Annotated in this window: 15 protein-coding genes; 2 read left to right on the top strand and 13 right to left on the bottom strand. The window is 46.0% G+C overall.

What is annotated here, in order from left to right:
- Positions 1-6: 6 nt before the first annotated feature.
- The 13 genes from ACFQ21_RS27920 to ACFQ21_RS27860 all read right to left on the bottom strand — a co-directional run bounded on the left by ACFQ21_RS27920 (position 7) and on the right by ACFQ21_RS27860 (position 13,876).
- Positions 7-1,908, bottom strand: a complete 1,902-nt coding sequence (locus ACFQ21_RS27920; RefSeq protein WP_377585502.1) for a rhomboid family intramembrane serine protease — start codon at positions 1,906-1,908, stop codon at positions 7-9.
- An 80-nt stretch (positions 1,909-1,988) separates the two neighbouring features.
- Positions 1,989-2,390 (bottom strand): alternative ribosome rescue aminoacyl-tRNA hydrolase ArfB, encoded by a 402-nt coding sequence (gene arfB, locus ACFQ21_RS27915; RefSeq protein WP_377585499.1) that lies wholly within the window; start codon positions 2,388-2,390, stop codon positions 1,989-1,991.
- 40 nt (positions 2,391-2,430) lie between these two features.
- The gene (locus ACFQ21_RS27910; RefSeq protein WP_377585497.1) at positions 2,431-3,216 is read right to left on the bottom strand and encodes a Type 1 glutamine amidotransferase-like domain-containing protein; all 786 of its coding nucleotides are present in this window, start codon (positions 3,214-3,216) and stop codon (positions 2,431-2,433) included.
- Positions 3,217-3,305: 89 nt separating this feature from the next.
- Positions 3,306-4,121, bottom strand: coding sequence for an SDR family oxidoreductase (locus tag ACFQ21_RS27905; RefSeq protein WP_377585495.1), 816 nt, complete (start codon positions 4,119-4,121; stop codon positions 3,306-3,308).
- A gap of 30 nt (positions 4,122-4,151) precedes the next feature.
- Positions 4,152-5,363 carry an OmpA family protein gene (locus tag ACFQ21_RS27900; RefSeq protein ID WP_377585492.1) on the bottom strand — a complete coding sequence of 404 codons (1,212 nt, stop codon included), beginning with the start codon at positions 5,361-5,363 and terminating at the stop codon, positions 4,152-4,154.
- Between the two features lie 167 nt (positions 5,364-5,530).
- Positions 5,531-6,442 carry a hypothetical protein gene (locus ACFQ21_RS27895; RefSeq protein ID WP_377585489.1) on the bottom strand — a complete coding sequence of 304 codons (912 nt, stop codon included), beginning with the start codon at positions 6,440-6,442 and terminating at the stop codon, positions 5,531-5,533.
- A gap of 144 nt (positions 6,443-6,586) precedes the next feature.
- Positions 6,587-7,360: a 3-keto-disaccharide hydrolase gene (locus tag ACFQ21_RS27890; protein ID WP_377585486.1), complete on the bottom strand. Its 774-nt coding sequence runs from the start codon at positions 7,358-7,360 to the stop codon at positions 6,587-6,589.
- Positions 7,361-7,440: 80 nt separating this feature from the next.
- On the bottom strand, positions 7,441-7,845 hold the full coding sequence (locus tag ACFQ21_RS27885; protein ID WP_377585484.1) for a VanZ family protein: 405 nt from the start codon (positions 7,843-7,845) through the stop codon (positions 7,441-7,443).
- A complete protein-coding gene (locus ACFQ21_RS27880) occupies positions 7,817-8,656 on the bottom strand; it encodes an aminotransferase class IV (protein ID WP_377585481.1) in 840 nt (279 codons plus the stop codon). The genes ACFQ21_RS27885 and ACFQ21_RS27880 overlap by 29 nt, the downstream gene beginning before the upstream one ends.
- Before the next feature lies 1 nt (position 8,657).
- The gene (locus ACFQ21_RS27875) at positions 8,658-9,791 is read right to left on the bottom strand and encodes a DmpA family aminopeptidase (protein WP_377585478.1); all 1,134 of its coding nucleotides are present in this window, start codon (positions 9,789-9,791) and stop codon (positions 8,658-8,660) included.
- 198 nt (positions 9,792-9,989) lie between these two features.
- Entirely contained in the window at positions 9,990-10,718 is a 729-nt protein-coding gene (locus tag ACFQ21_RS27870; RefSeq protein WP_377585475.1) for a hypothetical protein, read from the bottom strand.
- Between the two features lie 84 nt (positions 10,719-10,802).
- Complete coding sequence (locus ACFQ21_RS27865; RefSeq protein WP_377585472.1) at positions 10,803-12,380, bottom strand: amidase; 1,578 nt, start codon at positions 12,378-12,380, stop codon at positions 10,803-10,805.
- 164 nt (positions 12,381-12,544) lie between these two features.
- On the bottom strand, positions 12,545-13,876 hold the full coding sequence (locus tag ACFQ21_RS27860; protein WP_377585469.1) for a paraquat-inducible protein A: 1,332 nt from the start codon (positions 13,874-13,876) through the stop codon (positions 12,545-12,547).
- A gap of 203 nt (positions 13,877-14,079) precedes the next feature.
- Between ACFQ21_RS27860 and ACFQ21_RS27855 the strand changes: the two genes are divergently transcribed.
- Together ACFQ21_RS27855 and ACFQ21_RS27850 are read left to right on the top strand one after the other, a co-directional pair.
- Complete coding sequence (locus ACFQ21_RS27855; RefSeq protein ID WP_377585466.1) at positions 14,080-14,301, top strand: hypothetical protein; 222 nt, start codon at positions 14,080-14,082, stop codon at positions 14,299-14,301.
- 54 nt (positions 14,302-14,355) lie between these two features.
- Entirely contained in the window at positions 14,356-15,234 is an 879-nt protein-coding gene (locus ACFQ21_RS27850) for a hypothetical protein (protein ID WP_377585464.1), read from the top strand.
- Positions 15,235-15,343 lie beyond the last annotated feature (109 nt).

Here is a 15,343-nt window from a genome sequence, read left to right as displayed (position 1 = left end):
ATTCCATTAAAAATCAATGGAGACAACGCTATAGCCTTCTATAGCTTTCTGTCCGTGTTCCCGGGCAGGAATCCACGCAGGACCTTCGCGTAAAATCTCCTTTGCTTTTTCATCAAGCTCAGGCGATAAACTGCTTTCAACCTCTATATCGGCAAGTACTTTATCGGTAGTAACGCGGAACGACAATCGAACGGTTCCTTTCATTGTGCTGTTAATTTTACCAGCTTCTTCGCGTAAATACGCATTCAGCTTTTTATAGCCGCCTTCCGGCAACGGGTATTCACTGCTCGCATCATACACTGAGTTCTCGCCTCTCAGGCTTCGCGATCTTCCATGAATAAGTCTGCCCTGATGGTAGTTCTCTTCGTAGTACATCTCACCATTTTCATGACGACCATACCAGTATCCTTCTTTATACCCATCTCTATACTCGCCTTCGGCTGCAACCACACCGTTAGCGTATCGCTGAATCTCTTTGCCTTCACCATCCTTAACCCATTGATGTCCGGTTGAGTCCCAAAGGTTCTTCAAAAAGTAACGATCGGTATAGTATACTTCGCTGGCCAGGCGACCATTGGTGTGGTACGTTTCCCATTTACCGGTACTGCGATTATTCCGATAGCGGCCTGCGGATGTATAGGTTTTATGATCAGAGTAATACAAGAACACGCCATCGCGTTTATCGTCTTTATAGGTGCCCTTCATTTGTATAGCGCCACTGATATAGTAATCGCGTACAGCGCCTTGCCAGCGACCGAGGGAATCGCGAAAGCCGATCCGGTAATAACTTGCGGGCGGCCCCGGTATCTCTTCCCAGTTATGATCGTACCAAACTTTCGTCATCTCCATCGGAGGTGCTTCATCGGGTTCCGGCTCCTCCGGTTTTACCCGCACATGCGCCATCGACAGCGGATAGTCCAGTGAAATATAGTGCTTCAAGGAATCCTGCACCAACTCGATACTGTCAAGGTATATATAGGATTCGCGTTCGATCATGGCAACCCGGAATATATTTTCAAGCCTGCGCAGGTTCAGGTATCGTCTCAGCTTGAACGTATCGCTTTGCAACGCTTCCGGTATATAAGGTTGTGTGTTGAGGCTGGTGAGAGCAGAGTCCCACAAACGAGTATTCTCCTTGAATGCGTTGGCAAATGCCTCATCGGATATATTCTTCTTATCAAATATACTGTTGGCCGAATCTTCCGCTACAAGCACCTGCTGGTAAAAGTCGAAATAGCGAACCTGGTAGCGGGGCATGGCAAAAAATATCACGATCAGCAATACAAGAAATATATACTCCACACCAACCTTGTGAAATGATTTTGTAAAGATCAGCGAGGAAAAAGCCAAAACAATGCCTGCAAAGAGACCGCCAAAGTGAGCAGCATGATCACCATTCAACGCCTCTGAGAAAATCGTATTCACAATCAGGAATACCATGAAGCTTACCAGTACCGGCATAATGGGCAGCTTCTGCTGGCGGCTATAGTATATATGCACTACGATGGAGAAACCAAACAAACCGAACAACGCTCCGGAAGCGCCCACACCTACTAAAAACAAATTCCAGTATAAAGTGCTGAATGCTGCTGCTATACCCGTTAAGAAATATACCAACAGAAATTTACCGGTGCCCACCACTTCTTCCAACTCACTACCGGTAAATAGCAATGCACTCATATTTACCGCCAGGTGTAACAAGTGCGCGTGCATAAACATGGATGTGAATATGCGATACCATTCGTTTTTAAAAGTATAGGGATTGAATAAAGCACCATGCTCAAATGAATACTGCATCCAGGGAGATCCATCAAGCGTGCCGGTCTGCAGGTACATCCACAGAAACACCAGCAGGTTTACAACGATAAGGCTAAGCGTTGCCGGGTATTTTCGCATAAAGTCTACCATACAAATGCCGATTGTGGATTAGAGGATAAGTATACAGTGAACGGCATTTTCAGAATCATGGTTCAGTAGCGAAGTATTGATTATTCGTCCGTTCCCCTTCGCCATTTCTTTTTCTCGGCATGGCGTTTCTTGGTCTCGATGCGTTCTTTCACAGAAGCTTTGGAGGGCTTGGTTGCCTTGCGGGCTTTCTTCTTTTCGAAAGCCTTCGCGATGAGCTTCGTGAACTTCTCACGCACAGCTTCTTTATTATCCAGTTGCGAGCGCTTGTCTTGCGACACCAGCACCAGTATACCTTCCGTTGTGATACGCGTTGCCAGTTTGGCTGTTATAATTTGCTTCTCTTCTTCGGTTAGCACTGCCGAGCCGGCAACATCAAACTTCAAGGTTACTTTGGTATTTACCTTGTTCACGTTCTGCCCGCCCGGACCGCTGCTGCGGGATGTACTGAACACTAATTCCTGTTTTAAAGCAGCAATATCCATGCGCTATTGTTAAACTATAGATCCGGTATATATACCGGTGTTACTTGATTATTTCTTTTACCAGTTTGCGTTCTTTCGCTTCTCCGTTCTCTTCATAAACATAGTAAGCATTGCTTTCTTCGCGCAGGGCAACTACTTTTTTCACTTCGTTGTCTTCAAAGTATATCGCGGCCTGGTCATCGCACGCATAGCCCGGCTTGAATTGTTTGGACTGGATGTACGAATGATACAACGGTCTGCGCGTAGGCTCCGAATCATAATGCGGACAGTGACTTCCCTTTATAAACCCGAGGCATTCCACTTTCGAAATATCTTTCGGACGCGAGTCGGTCGTGCCGTGTTCAAACCAGCACAACGATCCTGCACTGCCACCGGCCAGCACAATACCTTTGTCCCATGCCTGACGAAGTATAGTATCTATACCCTGTGCTTTCCAGATGGCCATCATGTTCAGTGTGTTTCCTCCGCCTACTACAATACCATCCATGCTGAGCAATACTTCTTCGAAAGAAAGTTTCTGGTTATAGCTACTGATGAACAGGCGTTGAACAAACGGTTTTACATCGAGCGGTGCGCACGTTTCAAACCAGTTGGCAATTCCAAATGGACTGTCGGCCGATGCCGTGGGCAGAAAGCAAAGTCGCGGCATCGGTTTGCCTGTAAGACCCGCCATATACCGGATGAATGTTGCATTATAACCACCACCGAAGATCAGAATTTTTCGCTTGCTTGTTTCTGTTGATATACTCATATTACTTGCTGCCAGGGGTAAGTTCATTCCTACAAATGTAGTACTTGTTATGCCAATAAATTTTCTTCTTTTCATAAACGTGATCGTAAAATGAATATGGCGAACGTAAACTATATATAAACAGGCTGTATTAACAGCCGATGTTTCAATTTACCGGCAGCGTACTAACGTTCTTCCATCGGTTCTTCACTGATCATCGCGATCGGGTCAGGATATACAAACGTATACCCGAGCCGCTGCTTCACCTTTTCGCTGCTCACAATTTTATACGGATTGCTGTCATCGTGTAGGAACTGCGGTGGCTCCAGGTTCAGTGCCATACTCGCGCGGGTATAGAACGCTTCACGTGTGGGATGTTCATCGGCACAAGCGCTAAAGACTTCGCCCCACACCTGCTGCTCCACAATGTGCTTCATGATACCAATACAATCGCGTTGATGTATGATATTAACCGGAGTGTTTCTACCCGACAGATCTTTTTTACCGGCAAGAAATCTTCCGGGGTGACGGGCCGGCCCCACCAGACCACCAAACCGGATAACGGTAGTGCTGCCAAACGAGCGGATAATCGACTCTGCCTTTACCAGGTATGATTCACGATCGGCATCGTCTTCCGTCACAATACGATTTACATCGGGGTAAACCCCGGTGGAACTGATATATAGTATATGCTGAATGCTACCTTGCCTGGCGCGCTGCACGGCATGCTCCAGTTGTGAAAGATATACCTCTGGCTGCACAGTTCGCATGCGGGGTGGCATACTGATCACCAGTATATCGGTCTGAAAAAAATCACCGAGTTTGTTTCCGGCAGCTTGCGGATTGAACGTGATCACGAACGGTTTGATGCCCAGTGCAGCAAGCTCAGGTACCTTCGAATCCTGCGTGGTTGATCCGTACACTATATATCCTTCTTTTACCAGCGTTGCAGCGAACGGTTTTCCCAGCCATCCACATCCCAGAATACTTACCGTTCTCAAACCCGTTTGTTGTGCTTATAAAAGTATAGATCAGTCTGCTGTGATCTCGATCTCGATGCGGTCGTTCAGCTTGGAGCTTGGACCATTTTCAGGTGCCAGCATATTTTGCGAACCCCACGCATATATTTGCATGCGCGACTTATCGATGCCATGATCTATCAGGTAATTCTGAACGGCTTGTGCCCGTAACTTGGAAAGTTCTTTCGCGTTGCCGGTAATTTCAGCTGAGCCCTGAGTGGAGAAGTAATTTTTAGTAGGACCCAGCGCGATGATCTTACGTGAATTGCTACCATTGCAATGGCCGTGTATGGTGATCTTGTATTCCGGGTTGTCCGTCATCATACTTACCAACTCATCCATTTCAGATTTTGACGGAGGCAGCATTACCACAGCATCTTTATAGAATGCCACGTGGTACATGACGGATACATCTCCCTTCTTCATACGTTCCAGCTGATACGGAATTACCCAGGCACCGTTTCCATCCTGGAAGGCTTTGCTTTCCATGAATGCCGGGTTATCGTAATCGAGCATCTTCACAATCTCTTTGTATCCGAAAATACCACACACCAGTGATATCGGATTGTTTCGTGCAGACGGACGAAGTATATCTACATATTGATTGGTTTTATAAACACCGAGGTCACGTCCTCTCCTGAAATCAACATTGTGGATCTCTCCCTTTACCGGTTTGCCATCCGTACTCTGAATGGTGAACTTGAATAATTTACCTTTTATAACCGAAGGCGGTGCAGACGGTACTTCTTCCCCTACACTGTCTTTTGGTTCTACTGTTACAACGGGGGTGTTATCCACCACGACCGCTGCTGTGTCGGGGTTCGTAACCGGTGGTGTTACCGGAGGTTCTTCCACAACCGGAGTTTTCTCTTCAACAACCGGAGGTTCCACGGTATCAAGCGGCAGATCTTCGCCTCCTTCCAGTATACCCGAGAATACCCAGGCATCTTTAAACTCCGTTTCTTTATGAAGACTACGCACTTCTGCCTGGGCAGCATTGCGATCAGCAATCTTCATAACATATACGTAATACAGTTTCTGTTTTTTATACAATCCGTAGCCGGCACTGAATCGCTGGCTTCGTACATAGCCGGTAAACTTTTGCGCATTACTTTCTACAGCAAACACACCAACAACTGCATAATGATACTGTTGAGCAAAAGCAAAGGATGAGAGCAGGGTAAAAACAAAAATAATAGCCGAACGGATCAGGGTCTTTTTCATAAGCATACACACAGGATGATGCTAAATTAGTAAAAACCTGCCAGCAATGTATACGATATAGTGAAATGCTTATTATTTTTTGAAGAAAGGGTATATACTCAAATTTTATACCAGCCCTATATATGTGGACACATGCATCATTTTACCGTGCGTGTCATGTGTGAACGTTATGGATCGACCAGCGCTATAAATTCCTGTACGATCGTTTTCAGTTCATCTTCTTTATCCGATTCAAACTGCTTCTCTTCAAAAGAAGAGATGAGTGTGTCCAGCTGCTCTGAGTCACGGGTATAGTTTAGTCGCTTCATATACTCGCCGGCATACCACAGGTGCTGTGCGGGTAACTTCTTCAATCCGTCCAGCAGAAAACGACTCACGGCTTCTTCGTTGCCCAGGTATACCAGGTCCACCAGGCCAAAGTCGCTGTAACCTACTTCTGTTGTTGCCAGTAGTGCATTCTTGAGTCGCTGCTTCTGCTCATAGGCAAGCATATACTTGAACGGAAGTTGCTCGGACCGGGCGTAGTACGACATGAAGTCGCTTTCCGGAGAGAGCTCATATACTCCATCCCAACGGGTGGCTTCATGTTCGGCACACTTTACAAGCCATTCGGTGGTTTCAAAAAATTGCTGATCGGTGTCGGTAAGAGTAAGTATCCGTTGCATCTCACGAATGCGATCGCGGAACACGGCTATATCATTCAATGTTACCTGGCGTGCACCGTACGACAGCGCGTGTGTCCTGAACATCCCCTTGTCTCCTTTGTCCAGAAAGACCACGACTTCAGTGCCCGCTTTATACCGGGGCGGTGCCGGACAAACCATGTGCTGGGCAAACGAAACTTCGATAAGATCTTTTATAATGGTGCCCTTTAATACTTCACGCACTTCGATTCGCGCCACGGCATCTCCGAAAAAGTCTTTCTTACTTCTCCGTTCGTATACTTCCTTTACATGCCCGATCACAATGTATTCGCTCTCCATGATGAGTTTGCGCAGTGGTCTCGGATCAATAGGATATGCGGTTGATTGTCTGGCAACCCCCGCTATCAAAAAGAGGATCAGTATAGTAGGTTTCATACGCAGTCAGGTTGTGTACTATATTCCCTTAAACGCTTGTCGCGGAAATTCTGTATCTGGTGTAACACTTAAATGTTGCTTCGTGTTCCAGCTATGTAATTCCGCAGCGAAGATTTAGTCACACTGAACTATGCGAAACCTTTTTTAGAAATCGGTATGTGCTGTTTTTAGATCGAGGGTTTCGATCCAGATATTGCGGAAGAGTACATCGTGACCTTCGGCTTGCAGCTTCAATCCACCGGGTATATCGGTTATACCTTTACCACCGTCATTGCCGCCATCTATACCAGAGTTGGGTCCGCCCCAAACCTGCTGAATCGATTTATCAGTATGCACCTTTATACCATTAAAGTACATGGTTAGCATGGCCTTCTCGGTAAGCTTGCCATTTTCAAAACGTGCTGCCCGGAAAACGATATCATACGCATTCCATCTAGCCAGTCCGTTGTAAGCATGGTAAGGAGATTCCGACTCATTAATTACCGCGGCCATACCATGACTGGTTGAGTCTCCATCCAGCACCTGTATTTCGTATCGGTTCTGAAGATATACTCCGCTGTTGCCTCCGGGTTTCACAATAAGAAACTCGATATGCAAACGGAAGTCGCGAAACTCTTTTTTCGTAACGATGTCTGCTGTTCCATATTTACCCCCCGCGGCAGTCGGGTCGTTGCCATTCAGCACCGTACCTTTATCTACCGGATCATTTACGATCGTCCACTTGATGGGTAACGTTGCTGCGAGTCGCGGACCTTTCCAGTAAGTCCACTTTTCATCAAGCATTTTACGTGTACCGTCAAAAAGTATTTCGGCTTTCTTTGTAGGCTTTGCTCCTACACCAATTTGCGCGGAGACGCTATAGGGAATGCTTGCTGTTAGCAACACGATGAGACAGATTGATACCGACAGATTTTTCATGGGGCGATCGTTTTGGTTTATCAATACTACGGCATTTCCTACAATAGCCCGGAGCACATTTACAGCAGTGGCGAATTAACCTATACAACAGTTCGCTTCTGCAACAGACGGAACACTCCGTAACCCAACGCTACCCCTATACTGTTGGCCACTACATCGGCAACGGAAGGACCGCGACCGGGTACATATTGCTGGATCAATTCGATAACAATACCCAGCGCAAGACTATATATCAACGCGATGCGGATAAACCGTAACGGCTTGCCGGTAAATTGCCAGGTCTTCTTCAATGCATGGCACGACAAAAACATAAGCACACCAAAGATGAAAAAGTGAACAACCTTATCGATCTGAAAAAATCCGACTTTCGGAATAGCCTTGCCGGGAATAAGCGTTGCAATTAAAATCACGAGCGACCACACCATGGCCGGCCATGTATAGCGGATCAACATATACTCAGTTCGCTTTTGATTGAAAGTCTTCATTCTCCAACGCGATAAGATCATTCAATAATGACAGGCTTACCGCTCCGGGTTTACCATCACCGATCACAGTCTCGTTCACCTTCACAACCGGTACGATTCGCTTGGTTGTACTGGTGAGGAAAGCTTCCTTCGCATTGGCTATATCTTCGAGGGTAACAACGCCTTCTTCCGCTCTATACTTTCGCGCGGCCAGCTTGAGTATATTCTTTCGCGTGATGCCCCGCAACACCTGGTGTGCCGGTGTTACCACGGTATTATCGTTACGCACGATAAAGAAATTGCAGCGTGGAAATTCAGACACTATACCTTTTTGATGATACAATACATCCACCGCCTGATTCTCTTTTACTTTATTGATAAGCCATATACCGGTAGAGTAATTGATCGTTTTGGCCGAAGCGAAATCGCGCACAAACTCGTGCGTAATGATCTTCACTCCGTTTTTAATCTGGTCTTCACCCGGCAAGGTAAGATGATGTTGCGTAATGATCAGGTTCGGTTCCGCGGGTTGATAACCGTCAGCCGAATAACCACCGGTAAGAATCATTTTTACACCTGATGCTGCTATGTTGTTCTTCGTGATAAGACTAAAGATAATACTCTTCAGGTCATCGCGCTGGTGCGGCACTTCAAGTTGCATGCTGGCAGCAGAGTTGTAAAAACGATCGAGGTAATCATCCAGAAAGTACGGGTGTCCATCCTGCACTTTGAAGAAATCAAATATACCATAGCCACGCTGTATGGAAAGATCGCTTACATGTAGAAATGCTTTTTCAACAGGAACGATCTCACGGTGTATATAAGCAAACATATTATTTTATAGCATTATACTTTTTAAAAATCCGGATCACCTCCTCTATCGGCAGAGCCTGTATGGTACGCTGATCTTTACCCGTCATCGTTTCTGCCTTGAATAGTGAATTGATGATGGCTTCTTCGGTCGCTTCAATAGCGGCCATAAATAACGGTGACATTTCATCATTTCGCAATACCGTTTTTGTTTCTGTTTTGTCTGGCGTTGCATGTTTGATGCGCGAGCTTTCGTCTGTTGAGAAGGCGATCACATAATCACCGCTGCCGTTGGAAGCAATGCCACCGGTGCGGGCGAGTCCCATAAAAGCACGCTTGGCCAGTCGCTCAAGGTTGCGTGCGTCCAGTGGCGCATCCGTTGCAACCACCATCATGCACGAACCATCACCGGAATCCTTCAACTGATCGTGCAGGTAAAATTGTTTCAGTTCCTCGCCTACCGGCACTCCATCAATCTGCAACACACCACCAAAATTAGTTTGCACCAGCACACCAACCGTATAGCCTCCTGATGCTGTCGGCAACACGCGCGATGCCGTACCGATGCCTCCTTTAAATCCAAAACATATTGTACCCGTGCCGGCTCCTACATTTCCCTCCGCGACAGCACCCGTGGTTGCCTGGCGTATCGCCTGAATAACATCAGCACGCGTAACATGTCTGCCACGAATATCATTGAGTCCGCCATCGTTCGTTTCACCCACAACAGCATTTACGGATTGTGCTTTCTCATTGCCGGTTTGCTGCAAAGTATATTCAATCACAGCATCCATCGCTACAGGTACATTCAGCGTATTGGTAAGTATAACCGGAGTTTCAAGATTACCGAGCTCTATGACTTGTGTAGTGCCTGCCAGTTTTCCAAAGCCATTGCCGACATATATAGCAGCTGGCACTTTCAGTTGAAAGATATTTCCATCGTGCGGAAGTATAACTGTAACACCCGTATGTATATCGTTACCGCGATTGATAGTAACATGGCCAACCTTTACACCTTTCACGTCTGTAATCGCATTGAATGTACCCGGTGCCAGCACACCAATCTTTACACCATACTCACGCGCACGTTTACGCGGCTGTGCCTGACTGATCGCAGTAACGACCACCAGCAGCACGATCGAAGCTATATATTTCATGCAGGAAGATAGGAATTAGCTGCGAGCTTCTAGCTGCCAGACGATTATCGGTATATAGCATTTCGCTTTCGTAGCAAAGTAACGTTACGTAAACGTACACTAAAGCGAACTCAAAGCTCGCAGCTAGCAGCTATTTCAGAGGACGCTAGTTTCGCCTCACCCACACAAGTCCAATGGCCAGAAGCTTGCAGCCAGCAGCTACTTCTGCGTTTGCATTTCGCGTATCTCGCGCGCTATGTGGCGGTAGAATTTTCGCTCGGGGCCTTTCAGGTGTTCGAGCTCTTCGCTCATTTCCTGTAATTTACTTTTCAATTCTTCGGGCTTGCCAATGGCCATCAGAAATTTGCAATACTCAATCCGTTGGCGGTAGTTTGTAAAGGTCGAATCCATTTGCTGGAATAACTTCTCGGCCTGTTCGGTTTTGCCGGTATAGTGTAAGGCCCATGCATACGCCGCACGCTCTTCTGATTTTTGAAAACGCTTTTCGGATTCAAGCGCATCGCCATAGGCTACGGTAGCTTCGTAATCTTTATTGAGGAATGATGTGAATAATATTTTGATGCGGATTACCGGATCATCGGCCATAAATCCTGTGAGACATTCTTTATACAAGGCAAGCGCTTCATCATAACGATTGTAGCTTACATAGGCATCGGCCAGGTTTGTCTTATTGGTAATGTTATCACTGAAGCGTAGTGCTTTTTCGAGCTGCTCGATTTTATAGTTGCTGTTTACAACACCCTTTACTCCCTCTGCTATCGTTTCTATACTTCTGCGACTATAGAAATTATGATAGAGGTACATGGCACAACCTATACCCGGGAAAAATATGATGAACCAATACCAGCGCTGTTCAACATGATTGCGATATGCGTGATACAGGCAGAACGCCTGCAAGGCCAGGAGTGGTGTATAAAAGCCGATCATAAACTAATAACGTGTTTAGGTTAGGTGTTGCAAGGTAACATTTTAAAACCTTCCGGCAAACCAACCTAAACACGCTCAGTCTTTTTAATTGGACGGAATGTAGCGCGGTGCTTTTCTGTGTTTGGTGCCTTGCTCGTAGGCGTATGCAATCTCGAGCAACACAGGTTCACTCCATGCTTTACCAAAGAATGATACATCTACCGGAAGATCATCAATAAAACCCATAGGCACTGCGATGGAAGGATAGCCGGCTATAGCTGCTGCGGATGAACTGCCTCCCATAAAGTGATCACCATCGATGAGATCGGTCTTCCATGCGGGCGAACCGGTAGGTGCCATCAATGCATCCAGACTATATTTCGCCATGACTTTATCAATGCCCTCTTCGCGTGTTGCCTTGTGCATGGCTGCGAGTGATTCTTTATACTCAGCTGTCTCCAGATCACCTTTTGCCTGTGCCATCTCGAGTAATTTCTGATCGAAGTAACGAAGTTCAACAGAATCTTTTTTGTTGAACTCGATCAACTGCTGAATATCTTTCACGGGCGCATTGGTGAGGCCAGCAAAGTATTTATTAAGTCCGTCTTTAAATTCATATAACAGCACCTGGAACGAAGGCTGACCAGCTCCTTTACCAACGGGCTCTTCTATTTCAATAACTTCTGCTCCCTGACTTTTTAAATATGCTACTGTCTTTTTCATCAATGTATCCACGCGTGCGTGGTAGCCTGCTATATCTTTCAACAGTCCGATGCGTTTTCCTTTCAAGCCATCCGCTTTCAGAAACTTGGTATAGTCAGAATGAAAGACTGCTTCCGGGTTAAGTGTTTTACTATCCGATGTATCTTTACCCACCAGCGCTCCCAATGCGATGGCTACATCTTCTACCGTGCGTGCCATAGGACCAGGTGTATCCTGTGTAAACGAGATGGGTATAATTCCGCTGCGACTGATCAGTCCAACGGTAGGCTTCAGGCCCACAATACCGTTGTTGTTTGCAGGACAAACTATAGATCCGTTTGTTTCTGTACCAATGGCAATCGCACAAAGACTAGCTGCCACGGAAGCTCCTGAACCTGAACTTGACCCGCAGGGATTACGATCGAGTACGTATGGATTACGCGTCTGCCCTCCTACACCACTCCATCCGCTTGACGACATGTCTCCACGGAAGTTAGCCCACTCGCTCAGGTTTGCTTTCGCGATGATTACCGCTCCGGCTTCTCGCAGCTTTTGAGCAACCCAACTATCGCGTGCCGGAAATGAATTACGAAGTACAACGGCTCCGGCAGTGTTCGGCATCTTGTCGTGTGTATCAATGTTATCTTTCAGAATGACAGGTATACCATGCAGTGGTCCGCGTATCTTTCCGTCCTTCCACTCCTTTTCGAGTTGCTCAGCGATCTGCAGAGCATCCGGATTTATACAGATGACGGAGTTTATTTTCGGACCGCTCTTGTCAAGGGCATCGATGCGTGCCAGGTAGTCTTTCACCACGGCAGTAATGGTATATTTACCTTCGCGGTAGCCCTGTTGTAATTGTCGGATGGTAATTTCTTCCAGGTACGCATGTGTATCTGTAGAAGCGCTTTCATCTTTTGCGGGCTGACACGCGAACAACAGTATACCAAGCAATAAGGTAAGGACAGGTTTCCGTTTCATAGGTTGGGTTTAAAACGGAAATAATTTACAATGTTGGAGTTTAATCAACGACAGGAATTATATATACGGTTAAATGTTTTCTTTCCCGTCCCGATAGTTATCGGGGCAGATTTACGAAGAGGAATATGAAATATACTTTCCGTTGACACCTAATGGGTAAAAAATCACGCGATGGCATGACTTACCGGTTTAGTAACCACATCCTGCTTTTCGTGTTTGCAGGCGATGGATGTGATGTGCTGCAGGATAACAGACAAGATCAAACCAAACAGAACAAAGGTTACGAAGAGAATAAATCCGGGTTGAAGCGATGTCTCATTGGTAGAGATGCTCGCCAGCGAATCGGTTTGTAAATTAAGATGCGCCAGCTGGCTGTCCAATATACCTTTGAAACCTATATAGGCCATAAAGATCGCTACTACATTTACATCAGCCATGCTCCACTTGCCCGACTTGAATGCAAAGAAACGAATCACCTTGTTGTTACGACAGCGCTCATTGCCCAATAAATAAAACTTCGTAGCGAACAACTTCCCGATCGGGAAAGCAATACTGAATATCAGGATGAGTATACCCACTATAGCAGAATCATATTTACCGGTTTGAAGCAAGATGCTAACCACATCAACAATACTTTTACTCTGAAAGAATATAACCTGGTCGTTAAAAGAAATACGTTCTCCGATCAGCAGGAAGCTCATCTCTTTAATACGCGCATCGATCTCGATCATCGGTGAAGTGAGTCCGGTGATAAGCATGATCAGCGCCAGCATTACCGACAACACAAACAACGGTGTATGCAGTGCGGTCTGTTTCCGGAGCAGCCACCAGACTGCGAGGAATATAACCGTTATCGCCATCAATATATAGGTAAAGAAATACGCGCGTTGGTAAAGGCTCTCCAGCATATTGCTGCTCATGGCGTTGAAGGCTGGTACATCGGCTACGCTATATTTATCGAGCAATGCCTGCACACGCGTCACATCATTTACACTATCGTATGTGATAGAACCGAATTCTTCCAGTTTACTTTGCGCGAGAAATTTGAGTCGCTCTTTATTCCTGGGTTTCTTGATCTCATTAACAATGGTCGATGCAAACTCGGGCACACGTGCATGAACTTTCTCTTCATTCACGAGCGTTTTTACAGCAAACTTTTTCAGTTTACCTCCCAGTGTCTTTTGCTTTCTGTCAATGAGACTGTCTGCCTTGTCCACCACAGCATGAAGCACCTGTGCGACTTCTTCTTTTAGTGCAGCTTCCTGTTCGGGCGTAAATTCGAAGTCGTCAATGCGATGCGTTATAACTTTTACCATGTGGTCGCGCCACGCATTTACCGATAGCAGGCCGTACGTTATGTTGTTGAGAACACTGTAATCTTTCTTGATATCCGCGCGCTCTGACGAAAGGCGGTAAACCTGAGTGCCACTCCAACCTGCTATTACCAGCAGTGCGCCTCCGGTGAGGACTAAAAACGAGCGTTGCAGAAGTATCATACCCAAACTGTTAAGTAGTATGATATCGTGTAAAAATAAAAATGCCGTTGTGCGTGTGAAGAAGAAACGGAATTGAGCGGACTGAAATCGTTTAGAACGAAGCTTTTATTCCCCATTTACTTTTTCAGAATATCAAAAAGAACAGAATGAGTAAAAAAATACACTGTACTTGCTCGATGTTTATTATTACTTTTGCCACCGTTATGGCAATACCACTGAACCTGCTCGAAGAAACACTTGGTCACTTTCATGAAGGTGCCCGATCGGTACGTGCCTATACGGAAGAGACTACCTACATCATCACCAAAGCCAACGATACGGGCGACTTCTGGGTAGCTACCGAAGAACCTTCTTTTCCGAAAACCAAAACACGCTCACTCGAAACATACTTTGAAGATGTGTTTGGTGTTGAAGCCCGCTATTGATTTCCTTTTTATTTTGTTGAGATTTCTATAGTTTACTTTCCGTAAACTAACATCATGAAACCTTCTCTTCTGTTTATCTCGCTGTGCATGCTGTGCTGTCATGGCAGAAAAGATAGCAACGTTTCAACAACTCCATCGTATCCGATGGTCGACTATGTACAGGTGGGTTTGATGTTACAGGATATAGGAGGCCCAACCGTTTTAGATCTGAAGAACAACCAAGGCAAACAAGTGGTGCTGATAGGCTGTCCGCATTCGCGGGATACAACCGCCAAAGAGTTCGATCTTCTGGATATATACTTTAAACATCTTAAACCACAAATTGCTTTTAACGAAGGAGGTACTGTGCGGGAAGATGTACGCTATACATCGCGCAACGAAGCCATACACGATCGTGGCGAAACAGGGCTGCTGAAATATCACTGCGATATAGCGGGTATCAAAATGATGAATGGTGATTTCACCGAGGAAGAAGAATTCAGCACGATGCTCAAACTATATCCGAAAGATGAGCTGCTGCTATACTATACATTTGAACGATTCATCATCCCTTATAAATATGGCATGGACAGCGACAAGCCCCTCGAAGAAGCCTATGCAACTTTCATCAACGGTTATCTTACCAAACATGGCTTTCCGCTAACAGAATCGGAGAAGATTTTCGATTACATCCGGCAGCTATACCAGCAACATACAGGACAAGCGTTTGACCTGGAGAAAGTGGACATCGAGCAATTCGATTTTCTGAACGACAACTGCAAGTTCTGTGCAATAGGTCGTACTTCGAAAGTCGTACGCGATGAAGCGCTGCTCCGGAAAATCAGCGATGCGCTGGATCGGTACGACCGTGTTTTTGTTACGTTTGGTGGCGCCCACGCACTGGCCATTGAGCCGGCACTTAAAAAACTTCTTCGCGAAAAGGCAGGTCGTTAAGCACTATAACCCATTGCCTGTAACGCGATTACAAAAAATCAAGCGTCCTGAAAGTAAGGCATGGCCGCAGTCATATTTGATTATTCCCGTGCCGTCCCCATATTCGCAC

It is taken from the genome of Ohtaekwangia kribbensis, assembly GCF_042676245.1.
GTDB lineage: Bacteria > Bacteroidota > Bacteroidia > Cytophagales > Cyclobacteriaceae > Ohtaekwangia > Ohtaekwangia kribbensis.
The sequence above is the reverse complement of the archived record's forward strand: the minus strand, read 5'-3'. Positions and strand labels throughout refer to the sequence as shown.